The following is a 21,660-nucleotide window of genomic DNA, read 5'->3' on the forward strand; positions in this document are numbered from 1 at the left end:
AACACTCCATACTGCCAAACTTATTAAAACGAGAATTTAAACAAGCAACTCCAGGAAAAGTATTACTCACCGATATTACATATTTATATTACAGTAATAGAAAAAAGGCTTATTTATCCACTATTAAAGATAGTTCGACGAATGAAATTCTTGCCTATAATGTATCTAATCGGATGACATTAGAATTAGCTACGGATACGCTAATAAAGTTAAAAAGGAGTAAACGAGTAAAGCTTGCAGAAGGAGCCTTTATTCACTCTGATCAAGGAGTACATTATACTAGCCCCACTTTTCAGAAATACGTAAAAAAACTCGGACTTGGGCAATCAATGTCAAGAAGAGGAAACTGTTGGGATAACGCTCCCCAAGAGTCCTTCTTTGGTCACTTCAAAGATGAAGCCTATATAAAACAGTGTAATACTTTAGAAGAACTTAAAAGAGAAATAAAAAATTATATGACCTACTATAACAATTTCAGATATCAATGGAACTTAAAGAAGATGACTCCTACTCAATACAGAAATCACCTCCTCCAAGTGGCATGACTTTTTTTAAAATGTCCTTTACAAAGGGTACACTTTATTTTTCTGGTTGATCTTTTTTGTTTAGGATTTATCCTATCGGTAGCCGGGGTAGAACGTATCTGCCCGTGGAACAATGATTCCGCCAACTAACCTGTTCGCCCCCTACTTGTAGAAACATGTTTGAGGCTGGTTGGGACTGCGATCCCGTATAACAAGCGAAGCTATGAAACTGCAAGCAGAAATTAGGGGTTACCGGCAATTATTCAATCAGGAGGAGATAACAAGCATGAACCCAGTAATTGGTCTGGATGTGGCGAAAGGAGAAAGCCAAGCCCAGGCATTTTTAGACAAAGGAAAACCTTATGGAAAGAGCTTTAGCATTCAGCATACACGTGAGGGATTAGATACATTTCTTCACTTTCTGAAAGAGGTGGAAAAGCAGACAGGACATCAACCTGCGGTCGTTTTAGAGTCAACAGGACATTACCACATTCCTGTCATTCAGTTTCTGGAGGAGCATCATTACCTGTTTATCGTCATTAATCCTCTCATCTCTTATCAGGCGAAAAAAGCCAGTCTACGCAAGGTAAAAACCGATGCCATTGATGCTTATCATCTAGGGGAACTTTACTACAAAGAAGAACTTGAACCGTATAAAAAAAGAGGGATTCAGCTTTTAAATCTCCGGCATTTGACTAGGCAGCATGAAACCCTAACGGGTTTATGTGTTCAAGCCAAGCTGCAGTTTCATTCGATTTTAGATCAGGTGTTTCCTGAGTATAGGGGTGTGTTTGGTGACTTGTACTCCAAAGTATCCCTGCATACCTTATTGGAGTTTCCTACGTCAGAAGCTGTATTAAACGCTGGAGAAATGAAAGTAGCTGAAAGAATTGCCACACTATGTATGAGCCGTTCCGAACGGTGGGCAAAGGAAAGAACAAAAAAGCTAATGGAGGCAGCCAAACGAAATCCATTTCAAAGCATCATGTATCACAGTCATCTCATCAGCTTAGAAATGTATATCAAGATGGTTCTCCAATACCAAGAGCATCTAGCTCAGTTGGAGAGCGAAATTGATGCCCTGGCTGGAGAACTTGAAGAATATAAGATTATCCAATCAATCCCTGGTATAGGAGAAAAGATCGCCGCCACGATTGTTTCTGAAACAGGAGAAATTGATCGGTTTAATCACCCTAAAAAACTGGTTGCCTTTGCCGGTGTAGATCCTAGTGTTCACTCATCTGGTAAATTTACAGCTACGATCAATCGTATCACCAAACGAGGCTCAAGCAGGCTTCGGCATGCCTTATACATGGCCGTTCTCTATGGTATTAGAGGTTCCCGAAATAAAAAGCTGAAAGCTTTCTATGACAGAAAACGAGAAGAAGGAAAACCCTTTAAGGTGGCGATTATAGCTTGTGTAAACAAGCTAATTCATTGGATTTATACCCTGTTGAAACGCAAAGAGCTTTTCCTTGACTTAGATTAGAAAACAAGTTTAAACAAACAATCCAAAACCTTCCACACACAAAATGGAGGGTTATTTGGCATGTCTATTTTTAGTATAGCATCTAGTTTTTAAAATATTTATAGAAAAATATTGACAAACTATTAGCTGGGTTAGTTTAACAAGAAAATTAACAATATTCTTTAACAAGGCTTTCTTCTAAGTCAGTTATCGAAAGGAGCCTTTTACTCAACAATTTCGGTCAAGTCCTGATTAGTTATGCAGGTACATTTGTTAAGTAAAAAACTATTTGTTTTTCCATTTATCCATTAGTAAATATGAAAATGTTTATCAGCTAATACATGAACTCGTACTCCCTCAATTGTCATAAACTATACGAAATCTTCGTTATTGTACACACAAAGAGCAACTCTTTTACCACCGATTTTATATTAAAAAAAGCGCCGGCTCTTCTAATAGAAAACCAGCGCTTTTTTGAGTGTATCCCAATCCCAATCTTATCTTTTTTGAATTTTCATCATCGCATTCGCATTTTTCTGGAACTCAAAAGGCACCGGAATTTCTTCTACATGGTGTCCCTGTTCCTTTAATCCTGAGATCATGTCATCCAAGTGCTCATACCGGTTACCGGACAAATCAACAAGTGGGAAAAGCCGAATTTCCTTTTTAGCCACCCGCAGCAATTCTTCGATCACCTCGAGATGAAAAGACTGATCCAGCCGATCACCATATGTAAACAAAAAATGAGCGGAAAGAATAAGGTCAAATTCATCGTCTTCAAATGGAAGAACTGGCAGTTCAGCCGGGACATAGTGCTCCGGAGTAGCTTTCATTCCCGCTGCACACTCATCAAGAGCCCGTTTTCGGTGCCGGACAAGGTCATCGATATCACGAAAATAGTTAAACACATAATCTTGTTTGACTTTCTCCATGCCTTCCATCACATGTTCAATATCCTTCTTCCCCTTGCCAGCAAGTGCGTCGGCCGGGTGATAATACGCAATATCACAGGCTGTGACGTCCAGTTCTTTTTGACGTCCGATGGCTGTAAAGGAACAGGCGCCTGCCGGGCAGTCCAGCACTTTTTGTCCTTGCAATTCTTCTATGGAAAGATCGAACATGGCCATATACTCTTCAAACGTCCGTCCAATAAATACAATCCGCTCTAAGTCCAGCCCTGATTTTGTCACCGGATTCCTCCCTTTTCCTTTATTCCGCATTCGGCACTTTTCGTTTCAGCTTCTGCATCCACATGGAGCATAAAATTTATTGGTTATTCAGCATATCAAACACCTGCTCCACGTCTTTATCGCCCCGCCCGGAAATATTGACAATCAAACTTTCTTCTTTCGGCAGCGTCGGTGCCAGTTTCATCACATACGCGACTGCATGCGCACTTTCAAGAGCCGGGATAATGCCTTCTGTTTTAGATAAATGCAAAAAGGCTTCTAACACTTCTTCCTTGTTGACCGCTACATAATCGGCGCGGCCTTCTTCTTTCAAGTAGCTGTGTTCAGGGCCGCTTCCAGGATAATCAAGTCCGGCCGCGATGGAATAGGTCGGCGCCGGATTTCCTTCCTCGTCCTGCAGTACCAAGCATTTGAAGCCGTGCAGCGTTCCCGATGTTCCTTTCGTTAACGTAGCTGCTTCACTTGGTTCCACACCGATTAGGCGGACATGTTCATCAGATAGATATTCTGCAAAGGACCCGATCGCGTTGCTTCCTCCGCCTATACACGCAATGACCGCATACGGCAGACGCCCTTCTTTTTGGAGAATTTGTTTCCGGCTTTCTTTACTGATGACTGACTGAAAATGCCGCACCATCATCGGGAAGGGATGCGGTCCTACAGCGGAGCCTAGCAGATAAAAGGTATGATCATAGTTTTGGACCAGATCAGCAAATGCTTCATCTACCGCGTCTTTTAAACGCCCCTGTCCTTTTGAGACAGCCACCACTTTAGCGCCTAACAACTCCATTCGAAACACATTTAACGCCTGCCGTTTTGTGTCTTCCGCCCCCATATAGATCACGCATTCCATCCCGAACATGGCACAAACTGTAGCCGTTGCCACACCGTGCTGCCCCGCTCCGGTTTCCGCAATGACCCGCTTGGCGCCCATTCGCTTAGCCAGCAGGATTTGTCCAAGAACATTATTGATTTTATGGGAGCCGGTATGATTTAAATCTTCACGCTTCAAATAAATTTTGGCGCCGCCTAATTCCTTTGTCAGCCGCTCCGCATAATAAAGTGGACTTTCACGCCCGACGAATTCTTCTAAATACTCTGTAAATTCTTTTTGGAATTCGGGATCATCTTTATAGGTGTAGAATTCTTTTTCGAGTCTGTCCAGTACAGCTTGAAGATTTTCCGATACAAAGCTGCCTCCAAATTCGCCGAAATATCCTTTTTTCACTTCTGATTCATTCATTACAAACACTCCTTTATTCTAATTTTAAGTATAAAAAAAGGGCTTCTCATCCTATAAAAAAGGACGAGAAACCCGTGGTGCCACCTTTGTTCGTTTATTTATAAACGCGCTCGATGTACAGAAACCAAGACTTGGCTCGGTACATGGTCTCTTTTACCGGTGAGACGCTCCGCCCCGGCCTACTCTCTTGTTCAGCCAGGGTGCTCAGAAGCCCATTCAACAAAATTCCCACGCTGATTTCCACCATCCATCAGCTCTCTGAAGTGTCCGTTTTGCTTACTTTTCTTCGTCATCGCAGCGAATATTTACAAGTGTTTTCCATTTATTAATTTCTATCATTCTATTATAAACCGAAGGACGGGTCAAATACTTTTTGCTTTTCATTGGCTGGAATTTTTCTTATTCCACGTAAAGGTTACCGCGCTTTGAGAGGGCAGTGTATAAGTAAATGACTTTTCGCCGTCTCTTACCTGGAATTGCTGCTTCTCTTTACTTGGATTAGACGCAATCAAAACCGTAGAGCTGTCCGGATTTTGATAAGCGACGGTTTCAATCGCTCCCTCATACGTATCCGAGCCAATACGGACGGCACCTGTCTGTACAAATTTGCTGGCATGTCCAAGCACATAGTATTCAACGTTTTTCGTTACTTCCCCGGTTTGCTGGTTGATGGTGACGACCCCGCGGCACTCCTGGCATCCTCCATTTGCCGGACCGCTGTTTTCATCCAGCGCCACGTTCCACATCAGCACGCTTTTTGCCCAGTTTCTCGGACTTTCGATCATTAAATGGCTCATTTGCCAGCCCAAATTTTCACCGAAATCTTGACTCCACTCTCCGCCGCTGCATTCGCTCACATGCAGGTTTTTATTCGGAAAACGGGCATGTACCTCGTTCATGGCATCCGGGCTGCCTTCGTAACAATGAAACGCTGCGCCGTCTGTATAGCGGTTTGCTTTTTCATTGCTAAATAGGGAAGACGTATACGCTAAAGCATCTTTCCAATTATGGTCGTACGCAATAATATTCGTGTCGATCCCGTTTGCTTCAAAAGCCGGTCCCAGGTACTCACCAATAAAAGCCGCCTGCTCTTCTGCTCCCATACTCATCGTTGGATAATCCGGAGATGTATGGCCTGGTTCGTTTTGAACCGTTATACTGTCAATCGAAATTCCAATTTGCGCATACGCTTGAATATAGCGGACAAAGTACTCCGCATATGCCTGATAGATGTTTTCGTTCGTGTAATCCAAATACCAGCCATTGTGTGTACGTTCACCATATTTCATCCAGGGCGGTGCTGTCCAGGGTGTTCCCATAATAGTTAATGGGTGCTGCTTATCTAAAATCGACCGCAGCACGGTCGTTACATCCCCGTCTTTTTCGATTGAAAAATGGTTCAGGGAAAAGTCCTGCTCCCCATTTGTATCGTCATACGTATAAGTGCTCGGGTTTCCCTGTTCATCTACAGAAAAATCAGATGATCCGATTGTATGGCGAATGTGCGTAAGATTGATTCCCTTATTCGTAAATAAGTCTTCCAATAGCGCTTCTCTCGCCTCTTGATCCAATTTCTGATTGATTAAATAAGCGGATGACCCCGTCAGCGCCGCCCCAAATCCGTCTATCGTCTGATAGGTTTTTCGTCGGTTAATCTCAATGAGCCGCTCATTTGATTTTTCTGCAGCTGAAAAAGAAAGCGGCGGCTGTTTCGTTAATAAGCTTGTTTGATCACCTGTTGTCAGCCAGGCAGAAACCGTCGCTCCTGTTTCCTCTTTCTGATGGTTTTCTTCGGTCGATCCCCACTGAACAAACAAAACGACTAGCAGCACACCGATGAGTAAGATGAAAAGCGCTCTTCTTTGATACTGGTTCATTTCTCTTCACCTCCCTAGAAAAATTCCCCACCCGGTGGTATCCGGTGTGGGGAAAAGGAAATCAGTATTCATCGTTCATTGGATGAACGCACGCTCTAACGGCGTTTTTTTTCTATTTTGCTGCGTCGCTTATTGGTTAGCTGGCACCTTAATGCTGCCTGTTAAGCGAATGTCTGTCGACGAGCTTCCCACATAAACCGGCACGCTGCCTGAAGGCATTACCCAGTCGTGTTTTTCTTCGTCATAGTAAGAAAGTGCTTTTGAATCAAGCTGAATGGTAACTCTTTGCTGCTTGCCTGGCTCTAATTCAATCTTTTGGAAGCCAGCAAGCTGCTTCGGTGCTGTTTCTACATCCGTCGGCAATTTGCCTGTGTATACCTGCACCACTTCTGAACCGGCTTTATCGCCTGTGTTGCGTACGTTTAATGATACTTCAAACGTTGTTTCTTTGTTCTTGCCTGAAGACTGTACTTTTGTTTTTAGATTTTTATAGCCAAACTCTGTGTACGATAAGCCATGTCCGAATGAGAAAGCTGGCTTAATCCCGTACTCTTCAAATCCTCGGTATCCAACAAAAATACCTTCTGAATACTTCGATACATCGTCTACACCAGGGTATTGTTCATCAGATGAAACAGGCGTTTTGTCTTCATCTTCTGGGAACGTAACCGGTAATTTACCAGATGGATTAACATCTCCAAACAGAACATCTGCAATAGCATTTCCTTGTTCTTGTCCCGGGTACCAGGCTTGAACAATAGAATCGACGCTGTCTTTCCAGTCTCCCATTTCAACAGCCATGCCGCTTTCGTTGACAACGACAACATGTTTATTGACTTTCGCTACTTCTTTAATCAGCTGTTCCTGGTTATTTGGCAGTTCCATATCAGAACGGTCAATGTTCCCTTCACTGTCATACGTTTTAGTTACAATGACAGCTGCATCTGATTTTTTCGCCAGTTCAACGGCTTTTTTGATATTTTCATCTACTACGTCATCAGCCGCTTCCCAGCCAAAGCGTAATTTCGCACCATTGTCACGGCCAGGGTTGTACGGATAATCTGTTTTGTATTCAATTTTCAGGTCATACTTTTGATTGGCATCCAATGTGACCGTTTTTTCTACCGTGCCAAACGTTTCTCCCGTATTGTCGATGACTAGCTTTCCATCGAGATAAACTTTACTTGAGCCGTAGCTTGAAGTAGAAAGCTTGTATTCACCTGATTTTGGTACTTGGATAACGCCTGTGTATCGCGCTGACATCATGCTGTTTAAGCTTGTTGGAAGCTTATCGAGTTTTGTTGACTGCGCATTAAAACCTTCATAATTATAAAATCCTAGGTGCAGATTGGCCTGCTTAGCTGTATGTTCATAAACAGGATTGCCTTCCATTTTGGCATTAGACCAGTACTCTGCTTTTAAGCCATTTTCTTCTGAATCTGCAGATGGTGCCAAGAATGAAGATGGTACGGCATTCGGTCCAGGCAGCAAGTCTCCTGCACTAATTGGATCCGTTCCGGCTGCATATTCTACTTTTACATCCTTGCCTGCCCGGTTCTTGATTCCTTCCAATGGGCTGACTGTGTACGTTGGATTGACAAGCGAGCTTCCGCCGCCAGCCGCAGAGGCATTATCGGCATCTGGACCGATGACTGCAATGGAATCTAGTTTATCTGTATCCAGCGGTAATGCCTTGTCGTCGTTTTGAAGCAGAACCATAGACTCTGCCGCAATTTGACGGGCAATGGCACCATGCGCTTTGGCATCAATCTTATTGTTTTGTGCCGGATTATCAAATAATCCTTTATCAAACATTTGATATAAGATGCGATATGTACTTTGATCAATCGTTTCTTCACTTACTTCTCCGTTACGAACGGCCTGTACGAGTTTGTCGCCCCATAAACCGCCAGGATCTCCTGGTGTTTCTAAATCCATTCCCGCTTTAATCGAGTTTGACGTACTTACATTGGCTCTGTAATCACTCATGACAAACCCTTCAAAGCCTAATTTATCTCTTAATAGATTCGTCAGGATCTCTTCATTATCACATGCATAAACACCATTGACTTTATTGAAGGAACACATCACACTGCCCATCTCGGCATCTTCAATTACATTGGCAAACGGTCTTGCATAGATTTCATTGATCGTACGCTCACTTGCCTGTGAATCACTGACAAAGCGGTTTAATTCCTGATTGTTTAGCAGATAATGCTTCGCCGTTACTAATACGTTATTGCTTTGAATGGCTTTAACATACTCTGTTGCCATTTGAGACTGCAGATATGGATCTTCTCCTAATGATTCAAAGTTTCTCGATCCAAATGCATTTCTGGCAATGTCCAAACCTGGGCCAAGCAGGACATTGTGGGTTGTATTAAATGCTTCATCCCCAAGCAAATCTCCGTACTTTTCGGCTGTTTCTGTATTCCATGTTGCAGCAAGCCCGATCGCAGCCGGCATTGCTGTTGATTTTTTATCCTGTACATCCGGGTTGGCAATTCGAACACCGACAGGACCATCTGCCATCGTCAGGGCAGGAATCCCATATTTCTCGACCCCGTCATTGTAAAACCCGTAGTAGTTGTTTAAATTACCCGTGATAAAGTCCACTTTATCCTCGAGTGTCATTTTGTCCACTAACAGGTTCGCTCTTTCTTCAGCGGAAAGAGCTTTGTCCATCCACGGAAGCGTGTCTGCTTCTGCAGGTGAAGCGAGTGGTACAGCTGCTGTACTCAGTGCCATCGTCAAAGCGAGACCGAGCATAGCGGGCTTTTGTTTTTTTCTTAAAAAGCCGATCATTTCTTCAACTCCCTCTTTTATTACGAACAAAGCGGCTTTGTAACATTTCTGTATGCCTTTGCGCTTCGTCCCTTGAACACCAACATCATAACGAATATAAAAAAGAAGACCATAGAGAAAATGTTTTAATTTCGAGATAATTAAAAAGAAGCGTTTGGGGCTAGAAAAAGGAGATTATTTGAAAAAGACAGACGCTATTTTCACCAAAAAGAAAGTAAAGAAAAAGTGAGGCGCTTACATAAAAACGATCTTTTTGCCTATCGCTATTTTTCTTTTGTTTATATTTGGATAAAATTTCTTGAAACCTTTGTAATAAATGTGAAATCCAGATGTAACCTTCTATCACTCCTGCCGTAGAAGGCAGCAGGCTTTCCTGTTCGAAAGCCTGCAAATAGTCAGAGTACGATTCAGCTTTACCTTACTAGGGAATTATTCAGTTACTGGTGAATATCAGCTGTTTTTAATCATGAAGCAGCTGATTATTTTCAAATTCATTTATTTTGTTAATCCGTGTTTCATGTCTGCCGCCCGCTTCAAATGACGTCTCCAGCCAGACTTTCACAATATCACGAGCCAGCCCTGGGCCAATGACCCGTTCCCCCATTGCAAGCATGTTTGTATCATTGTGTTTTCTGGTCGCTTTTGCACTGAAAGTATCATGAACAAGTGCGCAGCGGACCCCTTGTACTTTATTGGCCGCAATACTCATGCCAATGCCTGTTCCGCATATCAAAATGCCGCGGTCTGCTTCTCCATTTGCTACTTTTTGGGCTGCCGGGAATGCATAGTCCGGGTAATCAACGGATGTACTGCAGTCGCATCCAAGATCTATATAGTCCATTTCTAGTTCTTCCAGCAGAGAAATAATTTCTTTTCGGATTGTTACTCCTCCATGGTCAGATGCAATGACAATTTTCATGTTGTTTCCTCCTAAATCATAAAAAGCAGTCAGGGAGAATAGAATCCCTGACTGTTTCATGTAATGAATAAAGTAAACTGTTTATCGTCAGCTAAGCGCTCCTTGTAGCTTCTCCCAGTCTTTTACGAATGTTTCGATTCCAGAAGTCGTAAGCGGATGGTTCCACAATGATGGAAGAATGCTTCCCGGAATGGTTGCGATATGAGCACCGGCTATAGACGACTGAACAAGATGATCTAGATTGCGGATACTTGCTGCAATAATTTCTGTTTCAAGTTGATAAGTTTCTAAAATGGTTTTCAGGTTAGTTACTAAGCCCAAGCCGTCTGCACCAATATCGTCTAATCTTCCGATAAATGGGCTGATGTAGGTGGCCCCGGCTTTAGCCGCCATCAACCCTTGAGCTTCCGTAAAGATAAGGGTTACGTTCGTGTTGATTCCTTCTTTTGTGAGCTGGTATGTGGCTTCTAATCCGGCTTCTGTCATCGGGATTTTAACAACAATGTTTTCTGCCCATGAAGCAATCTCACGTCCTTCATTAATCATTTCTTCTGCTGTCAGTCCAATAACCTCTGCACTGACCGGCCCGCTGACAAGTGTACAGATTTCCTGAATACGTGTTTTAAAATCTGCTCCTTCTTTTGCAATAATGGAAGGGTTTGTGGTCACCCCATCTACTAATCCTAGCTTTACAATACGCTTTATTTCTTCTATGTTTGCCGTGTCTAAAAAGAATTTCATTTTCTCCCTCAATTCATCTATTTATTCGAACATTATTCTCCCAAACCTTGTTTCGTGATCACGTCGGTTATCGCTTCCAATGCTTCGTCTGCATCCGTTCCATTTGCGGTTACTTGAATAGAAGCATTTTGTGGAATACCAAGGGACATGACCCCCATAATAGACTGTAAGTTAACACTTTTCCCCTTATACTCAAGAGTGATTGTTGATTGAAATTTTGAAGCCATTTGTACAAGCACTGTTGCTGGCCGAGCATGAATTCCGGTTTCATCAGTAATGGTAAACGTTTTTTGAGCCATCATGATCCACTTTCTTTCTTTTAATGATTGTCATTACTTTAAAAGTTTTTTAAATTGCTCCACTACGTTTTCAGGCGTGAATCCAAATTTTTTCATTAGTTCTTCCCCAGGAGCTGAAGCACCAAATTCATTAATCGAAAGAACGGATCCCTTGCTGCCCACATAAGCATGCCAGCCAAGAGGCGATCCCATTTCGATGCCTAAACGGGCAGTTACGTTTGGCGGTAAAATGCTGTTTTTATATTCTTCCGGCTGTTCCTCAAAACGGCTCCAGTCCGGCATACTGACGACTGATACATAAATACCGTCCTTCTCAAGCAGCTTCTGAGCTTCAACAGCCAGTGATACTTCTGAACCTGAAGCGAGTAATAATCCTTCTGCCGGCTGCTTTGCTTGAGAAATGATGTAAGCTCCCCGTTTTACCTGTTCGGATGCTTCTTCTGCTGAAACAAGCGTTGGCAGGTTTTGCCGTGTTAATACCAGCGCTGTTGGTTTATCCTTGCTTTCTAAAGCCAGTGTCCAGGCAGCGGCTGTTTCATTTCCATCTGCCGGACGAAGAATCGAAAGGTTTGGTATCGCCCGTAAAGAAGCAAGCTGCTCAATCGGTTCATGTGTCGGTCCATCTTCGCCTACTGCGATACTGTCATGTGTAAACACATAGGTGACAGGCAGTTTCATCAGCGCAGATAAGCGGATGGCTGGGCGAAGATAATCTGAAAAAACAAAGAACGTGGAACCAAAAGGTTTTACGCCGCCATGAAGACCCATTCCATTGATGATCGCTCCCATGGCAAATTCGCGAACGCCAAACCAAATATTCCGGCCGCTGTAGTCAGCCGCACTAAAATCACCGGCCTGCTTCAAGTTTGTTTTGTTGGAAGAAGCTAAGTCGGCTGAACCGCCTATTAAAGACGGCACCTTTTTGGCGAATGCATTTAATACTTCCCCGCCGGAAGCACGTGTCGCTAAGGAGTCTTCACCGACTTTATATTTCGGTACAAAGTAGTCGAAATCTTCAGTTAACTCTCCGTAAATTGCTTTTTTCAGCTCTTTTGCCAGTTCAGGATGATGCTTTTCGTACTCACTGTATAACTCATTCCACTTTTGTTCTTTTTCAGCGCTTTGCTCTTTTAATTGGGCAAAATATGCTCTTACTTCTTCTGGAACGTGGAAATCTTCTTCGTAGTCCCATTTGTAATATTCTTTTACGAGTTTCACTTCATCACGACCAAGTGGTGAGCCGTGGGAAGCAGATTTGCCTGATTTATTCGGTGATCCGTACCCAATTGTCGTTTTGACTTCAATAAGCGTCGGCTCATTTTCGTTTCCTTTTGCTTCTTCTATCGCTTTGGCGATCGATTCAATGTCATTGCCGTTTTCCACGCGGAGCACCTGCCATCCGTACGAGCGGAATCGATCTGCTACATTTTCACTAAACGACATATGCAGATCGCCATCAAGAGAGATGTCATTCGAATCGTAGAGAACAATTAAACGTCCCAGCTTCAAATGCCCGGCAAGTGAAGCAGCTTCTGCGGAAACCCCTTCCATTAAATCACCATCTCCGCAAATGCTGTACGTATAGTGATCCACTACTTCAAACGAGCCGCGATTATAAACAGCGGCTAAATGACGTTCAGCCATCGCCATTCCAACTGCCATGGCAAATCCCTGTCCAAGCGGACCTGTGGTGGCGTCTACGCCAGGTGTATGCCCATATTCCGGATGGCCTGGTGTTTTACTGCCCCATTGGCGGAAGTTCTTTACATCATCCAGTGATACATCATAGCCGGTTAAGTGAAGCAGGCTGTAGAGCAGCATCGAGCCATGGCCTGCCGAAAGAACAAACCGGTCTCGGTTAAACCAATTCGGGTTAGCTGGATTGTAGTTCATATATTGTGTCCAAAGCGTATACGCCATTGGCGCTGCACCCATCGGCATGCCGGGATGTCCTGAATTTGCCCTTTCTATCGCATCAATTGAAAGGGTGCGAACCGTATGAACAGCTAATTCATCAATACGTGAAGCATTTAAAATGTCCTGCATGCTTATTCTCCTTTATACTTGTTCATTTGAAAAAATAAGGAATGTAATGTTACGATTGCACAAGAACTTTGATTTGGTCACCAGAACGCACTGCATCAAATCCTTCACGCCATTGCTCAAGCGGAACAACTTTCGTAATCATTTTATCTGCATTAATTTTTCCTTCTGCCAGAAGGTTAAGTGCAATCGGCCATGAACTTGGCTTTTGTGAACGAGTCCCTACATATGTAAGTTCCCTTTGAATAATAGATTCTTGGTCAAGCGGATTTAGCTTTTCTGCAAAAATACCAACTTGCACAAATGTTCCTTTCTTTCTCACAAGAGGAAGCCCCTGGTTCAATGCAGGCACGGCACCTGAACACTCAAACAATTTATCCACACCATATCCATTTGTATGCTTCATGACCACTTCTTCTAGACTTTCTTTTTGAATATCGACAACTACATCTACTCCGAGCGATTTAGCCAGTTCAAGCCGCTTTGCATCCTTGGTAATACCCGCAAGAATGACGAAGGCTCCCTGCGCTTTAATCACCTGGCACTGTAGCAGCCCGATCGGTCCTGGTCCGAAAACAAGCACCTTGTCATCTTTCTCAATCGTTGTTTTTTCAAGTGCTGCATGCACACAGCAGGCAAGCGGTTCTGTTAACGAAGCTGCTTCAAAGCTTACATTATCAGGAAGCTTGTGAACACTTTCTTCACGGGAAACAACATACTCTGCGAAACTTCCATTCACCTGCGTACCAATTCCTTTTCGATTGGAGCATAAATTATAATCTTTTTCCCGGCAGTACTCACACTCGCCGCATGTTTCAAATGTGGTTTCACTTGTGACACGGTCGCCAACTTTTACTTTTGTCACATTTTCCCCTACTTCGACCACTGTACCGGAAAATTCATGCCCGAGAACAAGAGGTGTCTTAGAGTTTCGGTATTGTCCCGAAAATGTATGCATATCTGTGCCGCAGATGCCTGTATACTCTACTTTAATTTTAACTTGACCGCTTGCTGCCTTTGGTTCTTCAATGCTGTCTAACTCCATATTGTCGTATCCTGGTGCTGTTTTCATAACTGCTTTCATTCGTTATGCTCCTCTCCATTTGGGATGATTAAAACTTTTCCATAGGTTTCTTCACGATTGATCATCATATCGAAAGCTCGCTGTGTTTCCTCGAGAGAAAAGCGATGAGAAATCATATTTTTTACTTGAATACGCCCTTCTCGGATCAACTCCACACTTTTCGTCCATTCTTCTCCCGGAAATGGTGCTGAGTAAGAGTTCCAAAACCCGGTTAACGTCAATTCTTTGCGGAAAATATTTTCAAATGCCTCCTGAGAAATCAGCACATCTTGATACGCGATACCTAAATAGCCGATTTTCCCTTTTTTCTTTGTGATCAAAAGGCATTGTTCCTGGGTGATTTTAGAGCCGGCACATTCCATTGCAATATCGACGCCTCTGCCATTTGTGTATGTATCTATCCGCTCTAACAAATCGTCTTCTAAAGGATTAATCGTATATTCACACCCGTATTGCTTGGCTTCTGCTAACTTATCGTCTGAAATATCAATCGCAATGACTTTTGCGCCTGCCATTTTTAAGCATTGCATGACAAGCAGGCCAATCGTTCCAGCTCCAAAAACGGCGACTATATCGCCAAGGCGCGGTTCGATATTGAGCACTCCATGCAGAGAAACAGCCAGCGGTTCAATCATAGCCGCTTCCTCAAAGTCTATCTCACCAATTTTCAGCACATTTGAAGCAGGGATGTTTGCGTACTCCGCAAAGCCGCCAAATGATTTTGATCCAATCATTCCATGATCTTCGCAAAGAGAATAATGGCCGCGCTGACAATGTTCACAACTATAGCAAGGCAAAAACGGAATAACCGTTACCCGATCACCGAGTTCTACATGGTGAACCGCTGCTCCTTTTTCAACTATCCAGCCAGAAAATTCATGTCCCATGATGGCTGGCAGCGGATACTTCCACTCGCTTGTCATTTTGTGAGTGTCCGATCCGCAAATACCAGCTGCCATCACTTTTACTTTCACTTCATTTTCGCCACATGGAGGAATGGCAATATCTTCATAGACAAAATGATTTTTAGCGTGTAAAACAGCTGCTTTCATTTTCATAAGCTCCTTTCTAAAAAAGCCACCTGGCTAGATTTCTCCCGCCAGGTGCTTCATTTAATTAAAAAATAGCGGCCAAAAGCTGCGAGAATTTCAAAATAAGCCAGTTAAATAAGTTTCCTCCCATATCAAGGCTGGAAATCAAGGTTGCACCTTCAGGCATTGTAAATTTTGCCCCTTCCATCATCTCTGTGTGGACAACCGCAAAGTTTGTAGCCATGTATAAAGAAAGAGCAAGCATGACTGTTCCAGCCAGTACCGAATGAACAATATTTCCCCGTAAAAACCCTACAACGAAGGCTACGTAAAATGGAATCGTTGCCAAATCACCAAATGGTAATACTCTGTTTCCCGGTAGGATTACTGCTAATAGAAGCGAAATTGGGACAAGGATCAGCGCTGTTGAAAGTACTGCCGGATGCCCAACGGCAAGAGCAGCATCCAGCCCAATGTACAGGTCACGGTCTCCATAACGCTTTTGCAGGAACGAACGGGCTGACTCTGAAATAGGAATCAGTCCTTCCATCAAGATCTTTACCATCCGCGGCAAAAGAAGCATAACCGCTCCAAGTGAAATACCGGTGTTGAAAATATCTCCTGGTCCGTATCCGGCAAGCAGGCCGATGACGCATCCAAGAATAAGACCCATCATCATCGGTTCTCCAAAAATCCCAAAGCGTTTTTGAATCGATTCTGGATCCGCATGTAAATTCTTAATACCAGGAATTTTGGAAACTACCATTCCAACTAACATACCGATTGGTGCAAAAGCAGCCGTCGAGCCGGTTGGAAGCGAGATGCCCTGCAGCCCGTAAAAATTGGCTACCATTGGTGCTGTTTTATCTGCTACAAATAAGACGGCAAATTGGTATAAAATCGTACACAAAATCGCTACCCACCAGCTGCCGGTTACCACATATCCTGTTGCTCCGGCTGCAATAAAGTGCCAATAATTCCAAATATCAATATCTAATGTTTTGGTCGCTTTTAATAAAATAAGTAAAATATTAAATCCTAGGCAGACCGGAATAAGAATAGCTGCGACTGGCGAAGCAAATGACAGGGCTGCAGCGGACGGCCATCCAGTGTCAATAACAGTCAGGTTAAGACCAAATCTCTCAACCATTTGCTGAGCAGCCGGCCCTAGACTTGTCACTAATAAATTAATGACTAAGTTAACACCTACAAATCCAATCCCGATAATGATCCCCGATTTAAACGCTTTTTTAAATCCTGTACCAAAAATCATCCCAATAATTAAAATGGCTATTGGTAAAATAACTGTTGGCCCCAGGTTTAAAATCGATTGTACAACCTCAAACACTTTTTCCATGGTTCCACCTCATTTTTCTGCTTAATACTTACTTTTTCAAATGATCAATGATTTTTTGATCCAATGCCTCCATGCCGATGCCGGTAATGTACGCTGTCGCAATTTCAGATGGAATATTGTAAGTAGTGGGCAAAATTGTGGTTGAAACGATCAGGTCCGCGCCTTCCTGACGTGAAGCCACTTCCGAAATTTTGCATTGAACAACTTCTGCTGAGATGTTGTTGTCTTTCAATAAGTTTTCTACACGATCACACACAACTGTTGATGTTGCAATTCCTGCTCCACATGCTACTAATACTGTTTTTTTCATTTTTCTTCTCTCCTTTAATGTTTGAATAATTAATTTTTCAAGTGGTTAATAATTTTTTGATCTAATGCTTCCATGCCAATACCGGTGATATACGCTGTCGCAATTTCAGATGGAATTGTGTAAGTAGTCGGTAAAATAGTCGTTGAAACAATTAAATCCGCGCCTTCCTGGCGTGAAGCGACTTCTGAAATTTTGCATTGAACAACTTCTGCCGGGATATTGTTATCTTTCAATAAATTTTCCACACGGTCACACACAACCGTTGATGTCGCAATTCCTGCTCCGCATGCTACTAATACTGTTTTTTTCATTATGATTCTCTCCTTTAAATGTTATCTAGTTCTTCGAATAGTGTATAAACTTCCTTGGCGCTGCCTGCTGCTACTAATTTATCGTAGTTTTCTTCCTGCTGGACAATCTGCATAATTTGCTGCAGAACCGCCAGCTGGCTGTGAGGTTCATTCAATCCAAGCATTAAAATCACCTTTACGTCGATTGCTTTTGACTTATCATCCATTGATTGAAAAATAACCGGCTTTTGTAAAGTGATCACTCCAATAAACTGATGGAAGACACATTCCGGATCTGTATGTGGAATCGCAATTCCATAATGGTCTAAACTTAAACCGGTTGGAAACGTTTCTTCCCGTTCCTGAATCTTTGTTAAAAATGAATCACTCACATAGCCGCGGCTAAATGCTTCATTGTACATTAACTGAAATACTTCTTCTTTGCTTTCACAATCCGCATTCAGCTTAATTAATTCATCTTTTAAAAACTTTGCTATTGGCACTGTAATCCTCCCTAACTGACAAATAATTTATGATGAATGGGCTTGAATAAGCTCATACATTTCTTGTTTGGTGTTTAGGTGAATCATCTGGTCAAGGACTTCCCTTTTTTCTGCCAGCCGCATCAGTTGTAAAAGAGCACCTAAATGCTTGTCTTTATCAACTGCTGCAATCACAGTAACGAAATAAATTCGTTTACCTCCGCCTATAGGCAGACCATTTTTAATTTTGAGCAAGCTCATCCCTAATGCGTTTACACCGTCTTCCGGTGAGGCATGAGGAATCGCAATGTTCATCCGTAGCAAAATATGTGGTGAAACGGACGGATATTGCTGCTTCATCGTTTCAATATATTGAGCTGTAATTAACCCCTTTTCAAGGAGCGGCTGAGAAGCCTTTTCTAACGCCTCATGCCAATTATCTACGTCTTCTTCTAAAACAATTGTTTCTGGATTGATAAAATCTGATAATACGTAATCTCTGTCCTGCTTTGTTGTGCTTGATGCAGGGTCTGTAAACGTTGAAGTGGTAAAATAGGTCTCCAATGCTTTTTCGAGCTGTTTTCGATCTTTAATACTTGCATGTTTTCCAATGGTTTCAATTAACTGTTCCATGTTAAACGACGGAGTCTGAAGATCGAATACTTCTTTCATCACCCGCTGCCGCAGTTGCAGCTTTTCAAATTCTGATAAAACATGATGAACAATAAATAATTGTTTACTTGTCTGAAGTGGAATAGGTGAAAAAATAAGATCGTAGTCTTCTTTTAACTGTTTGAACTCCCGCAAGGAAAGAGGCGGATGAAAAAAGAATTCTGGAAACAGGCCTCTAAGTGTGTTGTTCATTAAATTAGAAATCGACACACCATTTGGACAGACAACAACGGCTTTTTTTCTTTTTGGAATGGACTCCCCGCTGCTAATTAAATGACCACCAATAAAGATAGTCATAAACATAATTTCGCTTTCCGGAACGGGTTCTCCTAAATATTCCTCAAATGGCTTAATCGAGTTTTTCACAATATAGTGAATCGCTTCAAATTCTTCTCCTACTTTTTCAATCATTGAATAATTAGTCGTTAATCGATACTTAATTCGGTAATAAGCAGGTTTCATATGGAGAACCAGCTTTTCTAAAAGCTTCTCTTTATCTTTTAATGTAAGGATGGCCTGTTTTTCAAACATCAGGAGACATTCCTGCAGTGCCGTTCTTAATTGAGGAATTTCCTTGTTTGTTAAAAACTGCGCCGACAAAATATTTGATGTAAGAAGCTGAAGCGTAATAAATAATCTTTCTTCATGCGGAACGGGTGTTGCCGCATTCTGAATGAAGAGTTCCGCCGCTTCATATTCCTTCGTATCTGATAATTCCTGATAATCAATATGATAAGAACCTGACAACAAATAACCGCTTTCAATTCTATTCAGGATCAGAGCGATAATATAAGGAAGAATTCTGGCCCTCTCGTCACTAAATTGAATAGACAACCGATTTTCTACCTCTTCTACCTGCTTGCTTAGCTGGCGGATCGTTTCTTCTTTTACATGACTGAATTGATAAATGTACGTTTTTCCTTTGTAAATATCTAATGTTCTTTTTAACACCGAGATAAGCAGCCGGCGTTTGTTCCACTCTTCCCCTGAAACGGTGTACCCTTCAAGGCGGGAATAAATGACTTCTAAATCATATAGTTCTACCATCTTATTTACATTCTTCAAGTCACGTAATATCGTATTTTTGCTTACCTTCAATGCACTTGAAAAATGAATGAGAGACAGTTCTTCTTTTGCACTTAATATCATAAGAAGAATAAGAATCGCTCTTTCATGCTCCGAAAGAATATACGTAGTTTGCGAATGAGCTGGCTTCTCAACAAGAAGCTCCAGCAATACAGGATTAAGAACAAACTTTCCGCTTTTGGTGCGTTTAATGGCTGGATAATTATTCTCCTCTAACCAGTCATTTATTTTTGTAAAACTATAGCTAATCTGTCTGCGGGACAATTCATACTTATTTTCCAGCTCGGCATTCGATACTTCCGGATTCCCTAATATTTCTTTAAATATTTGATTGCTCCTTTCATCCAGGTACATGATAGCAGCTCCCTTCGTTACATTTATTGTATCAGCAAAAATCTTGTTTTTGTTTACGCTTTCATTCTCACTTTCTGTCGATTAATTGTACAACATCATGATGAACAAAAGAATAAACATTCATGGTGTTATACGACAGAAAATATTGGAACTTCATTATCATGATATAACGTTTGATAAATGAAATTGCACCAGTAGTTCTTCCTGTTAAAAACAAAATGAACGGCCGTGCTTTAAAGCAAGACCGAGCAAAACTTTATTTAACTTTTATTTTCCTTAACATTCAAAATAACATTAGACAGTTATACTTTAAAAATATGTATTTTACATAGACAATAAAGAAACTCTAAAACAATCACCATCTCAGCTTTGAATAAAAGGTCTTTTCCCCTTCCAAACAGTTTGAGATGGGAGGCGGGCAGGCTTTCACACAGCTCAATCACTGTCACTGAGGAAACGGCCATTTTATGATAGAGTAGGAAGGATGAAATAAAAAGGAGAGATCACTTGCGGCAAATTGATTTTACAAATGGAAATATTTTTAAGCAGTTGTTTTTCTTTTCGACGCCTATTATGGCAGCCAACCTGCTGCAGGTGTCTTACCAGTTTGTGGACTCTTTATGGGTCGGCAACCTGCTCGGGGCGGATGCGCTAGGAGCCGTCAGCATTGCCAGTACGGTAATCTTGACCGTTCTTTCTTTTATTCTTGGAATAAACAATGCCGCTCTCACGATATTATCCCAGCAGCGGGAAAGCGAGAGTACTGCAGGATTAAAAAGCTATCTCAATGCTTTTGTTGTTCTTTTAACAGGCTTATCTCTTTTGATGGGTGCTGCAGGATATTTATATACGGAAGAGATGTTAAAGTGGCTGGATACACCAACTGAGATGATTCCTGACGCCGCTGTATACTTGCAGATTAACTTTATCGGCATTCTTTTCTTGCTTGGCTACAATTTTATCAGCACAGTACTTCGGGCACTCGGAGACAGCCAGACGCCGCTTTACTTTGTTTTGGCTGCTGTTCTTTTAAATATTGTGCTCGACCCTGTGTTCATTTCCGTCTTCGGACTCGGCATAAATGGCGCTGCCTGGGCAACTGTCATCTCGCAGGGACTGGCTTTCATCATGGGTGTTGTGTATACACTCCGCAGGAAAGCCGTGCCTTTTTCCATTCCAGTCCTTCCAAAAAGGGAAGAGGTTCTGCTTATTTTAAAGCTTGGCATCCCGGCCGGCTTACAAATGACGGTTATTTATGCAGGGGTGACAGCGATCATGACGGTCGTGAATTCTTTCGGAAGCGATGCTGCTGCAGGGTTTGGGGCGGCGCAGCGCTTAGACAGCTTGATTACACTTCCGGCTATGGCACTCGGAACAGCTGTCAACAGCATGGCCGGACAGAATATAGCCGGCCATCACTGGAACCGTGTTCGCCAAATTGCTCTTTACGGTGCTCTTTATAACTTCATTACCATGCTGGTCATTGCTGTCATTGTCTTTTTGCTGGCACGATTTGCAATCACCTTGTTTATCCGGGAGGAAGAAGCCGTCCAGTTCGGCACCTCTTACTTAAAGACGATCGCTTTTTTCTATCCATTTATCGGGCTGAATTTTATTTTAAATGGAATTGTGCGGGCATCCGGTGCGATGTATCAGGTGCTTGTCCTGAATATCCTCTCTTTTTGGGTACTGCGTTATCCGCTGACCTATCTTTGCTCAGCTTTTTGGGGAGAAGACGGTATTGCCCTGGGAATGGGAATTGGCTTTGTAATCAGCAGCGCCTTCTCTTTTGGCTATTACCGGTTCGGCAAATGGCGCCGAATTGATTTGTTTGCTTCCAAATAAGCCTGTATGAAAAAGAACCTGCACTCCTTGAGAGGCAGGT

18 protein-coding genes and 1 other annotated feature are annotated in these 21,660 nt (G+C 42.4%); of the genes, 3 read left to right on the top strand and 15 right to left on the bottom strand.

Annotated elements, in window-relative coordinates; genetic code table 11:
- Window positions 1-545: IS3 family transposase (locus tag M3221_RS20125; RefSeq protein WP_251273479.1), on the top strand; the 545-nt coding region annotated here is incomplete at its 5' end.
- 265 nt (window positions 546-810) lie between these two features.
- The gene (locus M3221_RS20130; protein ID WP_251273480.1) at window positions 811-2,013 is read left to right on the top strand and encodes an IS110 family RNA-guided transposase; all 1,203 of its coding nucleotides are present in this window, start codon (window positions 811-813) and stop codon (window positions 2,011-2,013) included.
- A 476-nt stretch (window positions 2,014-2,489) separates the two neighbouring features.
- On the opposite strand, the gene M3221_RS20135 is transcribed toward M3221_RS20130, so the two are convergent.
- The 15 genes from M3221_RS20135 to M3221_RS20205 form a co-directional block, all read right to left on the bottom strand.
- Window positions 2,490-3,212 carry a class I SAM-dependent methyltransferase gene (locus M3221_RS20135; protein ID WP_251273481.1) on the bottom strand — a complete coding sequence of 241 codons (723 nt, stop codon included), beginning with the start codon at window positions 3,210-3,212 and terminating at the stop codon, window positions 2,490-2,492.
- 46 nt (window positions 3,213-3,258) lie between these two features.
- A complete protein-coding gene (gene trpB, locus M3221_RS20140; RefSeq protein WP_251273482.1) occupies window positions 3,259-4,425 on the bottom strand; it encodes a tryptophan synthase subunit beta in 1,167 nt (388 codons plus the stop codon).
- 56 nt (window positions 4,426-4,481) lie between these two features.
- Window positions 4,482-4,727, bottom strand: a binding site (T-box leader).
- A gap of 78 nt (window positions 4,728-4,805) precedes the next feature.
- Entirely contained in the window at window positions 4,806-6,302 is a 1,497-nt protein-coding gene (locus M3221_RS20145) for a glycoside hydrolase family 30 protein (RefSeq protein WP_251273483.1), read from the bottom strand.
- Between the two features lie 129 nt (window positions 6,303-6,431).
- Window positions 6,432-9,107 (bottom strand): beta-glucosidase, encoded by a 2,676-nt coding sequence (locus tag M3221_RS20150; RefSeq protein WP_251273484.1) that lies wholly within the window; start codon window positions 9,105-9,107, stop codon window positions 6,432-6,434.
- 460 nt (window positions 9,108-9,567) lie between these two features.
- Window positions 9,568-10,026 (bottom strand): ribose 5-phosphate isomerase B, encoded by a 459-nt coding sequence (gene rpiB / locus M3221_RS20155; protein ID WP_251273485.1) that lies wholly within the window; start codon window positions 10,024-10,026, stop codon window positions 9,568-9,570.
- Between the two features lie 87 nt (window positions 10,027-10,113).
- On the bottom strand, window positions 10,114-10,767 hold the full coding sequence (fsa, locus tag M3221_RS20160; protein ID WP_251273486.1) for a fructose-6-phosphate aldolase: 654 nt from the start codon (window positions 10,765-10,767) through the stop codon (window positions 10,114-10,116).
- A 32-nt stretch (window positions 10,768-10,799) separates the two neighbouring features.
- Complete coding sequence (locus M3221_RS20165; RefSeq protein WP_251273487.1) at window positions 10,800-11,066, bottom strand: phosphocarrier protein HPr; 267 nt, start codon at window positions 11,064-11,066, stop codon at window positions 10,800-10,802.
- 33 nt (window positions 11,067-11,099) lie between these two features.
- Window positions 11,100-13,112: a transketolase gene (gene tkt / locus M3221_RS20170; RefSeq protein WP_251273488.1), complete on the bottom strand. Its 2,013-nt coding sequence runs from the start codon at window positions 13,110-13,112 to the stop codon at window positions 11,100-11,102.
- Window positions 13,113-13,161: 49 nt separating this feature from the next.
- Window positions 13,162-14,193, bottom strand: coding sequence for a zinc-binding dehydrogenase (locus M3221_RS20175; RefSeq protein ID WP_251273489.1), 1,032 nt, complete (start codon window positions 14,191-14,193; stop codon window positions 13,162-13,164).
- On the bottom strand, window positions 14,190-15,245 hold the full coding sequence (locus M3221_RS20180; protein WP_251273490.1) for a galactitol-1-phosphate 5-dehydrogenase: 1,056 nt from the start codon (window positions 15,243-15,245) through the stop codon (window positions 14,190-14,192). The genes M3221_RS20175 and M3221_RS20180 overlap by 4 nt, the downstream gene beginning before the upstream one ends.
- Window positions 15,246-15,309: 64 nt before the next feature.
- Complete coding sequence (locus M3221_RS20185) at window positions 15,310-16,581, bottom strand: PTS galactitol transporter subunit IIC (protein WP_251273491.1); 1,272 nt, start codon at window positions 16,579-16,581, stop codon at window positions 15,310-15,312.
- Between the two features lie 28 nt (window positions 16,582-16,609).
- Entirely contained in the window at window positions 16,610-16,891 is a 282-nt protein-coding gene (locus tag M3221_RS20190) for a PTS sugar transporter subunit IIB (protein ID WP_251273492.1), read from the bottom strand.
- A 29-nt stretch (window positions 16,892-16,920) separates the two neighbouring features.
- Window positions 16,921-17,202 (bottom strand): PTS sugar transporter subunit IIB, encoded by a 282-nt coding sequence (locus M3221_RS20195; protein WP_285881458.1) that lies wholly within the window; start codon window positions 17,200-17,202, stop codon window positions 16,921-16,923.
- Window positions 17,203-17,216: 14 nt separating this feature from the next.
- Window positions 17,217-17,684 (bottom strand): PTS sugar transporter subunit IIA, encoded by a 468-nt coding sequence (locus M3221_RS20200; RefSeq protein ID WP_251273493.1) that lies wholly within the window; start codon window positions 17,682-17,684, stop codon window positions 17,217-17,219.
- 27 nt (window positions 17,685-17,711) lie between these two features.
- Entirely contained in the window at window positions 17,712-19,775 is a 2,064-nt protein-coding gene (locus M3221_RS20205; RefSeq protein WP_251273494.1) for a BglG family transcription antiterminator, read from the bottom strand.
- 507 nt (window positions 19,776-20,282) lie between these two features.
- On the opposite strand from M3221_RS20205, the gene M3221_RS20210 reads away from it, so the two are divergent.
- Window positions 20,283-21,620, top strand: coding sequence for an MATE family efflux transporter (locus M3221_RS20210; protein ID WP_251273495.1), 1,338 nt, complete (start codon window positions 20,283-20,285; stop codon window positions 21,618-21,620).
- The last annotated feature ends 40 nt before the right edge of the window (window positions 21,621-21,660 follow it).

It is taken from the genome of Domibacillus indicus, from assembly GCF_023715895.1.
GTDB classification, from domain to species: Bacteria; Bacillota; Bacilli; order Bacillales; family Domibacillaceae; genus Domibacillus; species Domibacillus indicus_A.

Bases quoted from the DNA above. Each gene is read 5' to 3' on its own strand.
- M3221_RS20195 (WP_285881458.1), bottom strand. From the start codon at position 17,202: ATGAAAAAAACAGTATTAGTAGCATGCGGAGCAGGAATTGCGACATCA.
- fsa (WP_251273486.1), bottom strand. From the start codon at position 10,767: ATGAAATTCTTTTTAGACACGGCAAACATAGAAGAAATAAAGCGTATT.
- M3221_RS20205 (WP_251273494.1), bottom strand. From the start codon at position 19,775: ATGTACCTGGATGAAAGGAGCAATCAAATATTTAAAGAAATATTAGGG.
- trpB (WP_251273482.1), bottom strand. From the start codon at position 4,425: ATGAATGAATCAGAAGTGAAAAAAGGATATTTCGGCGAATTTGGAGGC.
- M3221_RS20185 (WP_251273491.1), bottom strand. From the start codon at position 16,581: ATGGAAAAAGTGTTTGAGGTTGTACAATCGATTTTAAACCTGGGGCCA.
- M3221_RS20130 (WP_251273480.1), top strand. From the start codon at position 811: ATGAACCCAGTAATTGGTCTGGATGTGGCGAAAGGAGAAAGCCAAGCC.
- M3221_RS20135 (WP_251273481.1), bottom strand. From the start codon at position 3,212: ATGCGGAATAAAGGAAAAGGGAGGAATCCGGTGACAAAATCAGGGCTG.
- rpiB (WP_251273485.1), bottom strand. From the start codon at position 10,026: ATGAAAATTGTCATTGCATCTGACCATGGAGGAGTAACAATCCGAAAA.
- M3221_RS20165 (WP_251273487.1), bottom strand. From the start codon at position 11,066: ATGGCTCAAAAAACGTTTACCATTACTGATGAAACCGGAATTCATGCT.
- M3221_RS20180 (WP_251273490.1), bottom strand. From the start codon at position 15,245: ATGAAAGCAGCTGTTTTACACGCTAAAAATCATTTTGTCTATGAAGAT.
- M3221_RS20190 (WP_251273492.1), bottom strand. From the start codon at position 16,891: ATGAAAAAAACAGTATTAGTAGCATGTGGAGCAGGAATTGCAACATCA.
- M3221_RS20145 (WP_251273483.1), bottom strand. From the start codon at position 6,302: ATGAACCAGTATCAAAGAAGAGCGCTTTTCATCTTACTCATCGGTGTG.
- M3221_RS20175 (WP_251273489.1), bottom strand. From the start codon at position 14,193: ATGAAAGCAGTTATGAAAACAGCACCAGGATACGACAATATGGAGTTA.
- M3221_RS20150 (WP_251273484.1), bottom strand. From the start codon at position 9,107: ATGATCGGCTTTTTAAGAAAAAAACAAAAGCCCGCTATGCTCGGTCTC.
- tkt (WP_251273488.1), bottom strand. From the start codon at position 13,112: ATGCAGGACATTTTAAATGCTTCACGTATTGATGAATTAGCTGTTCAT.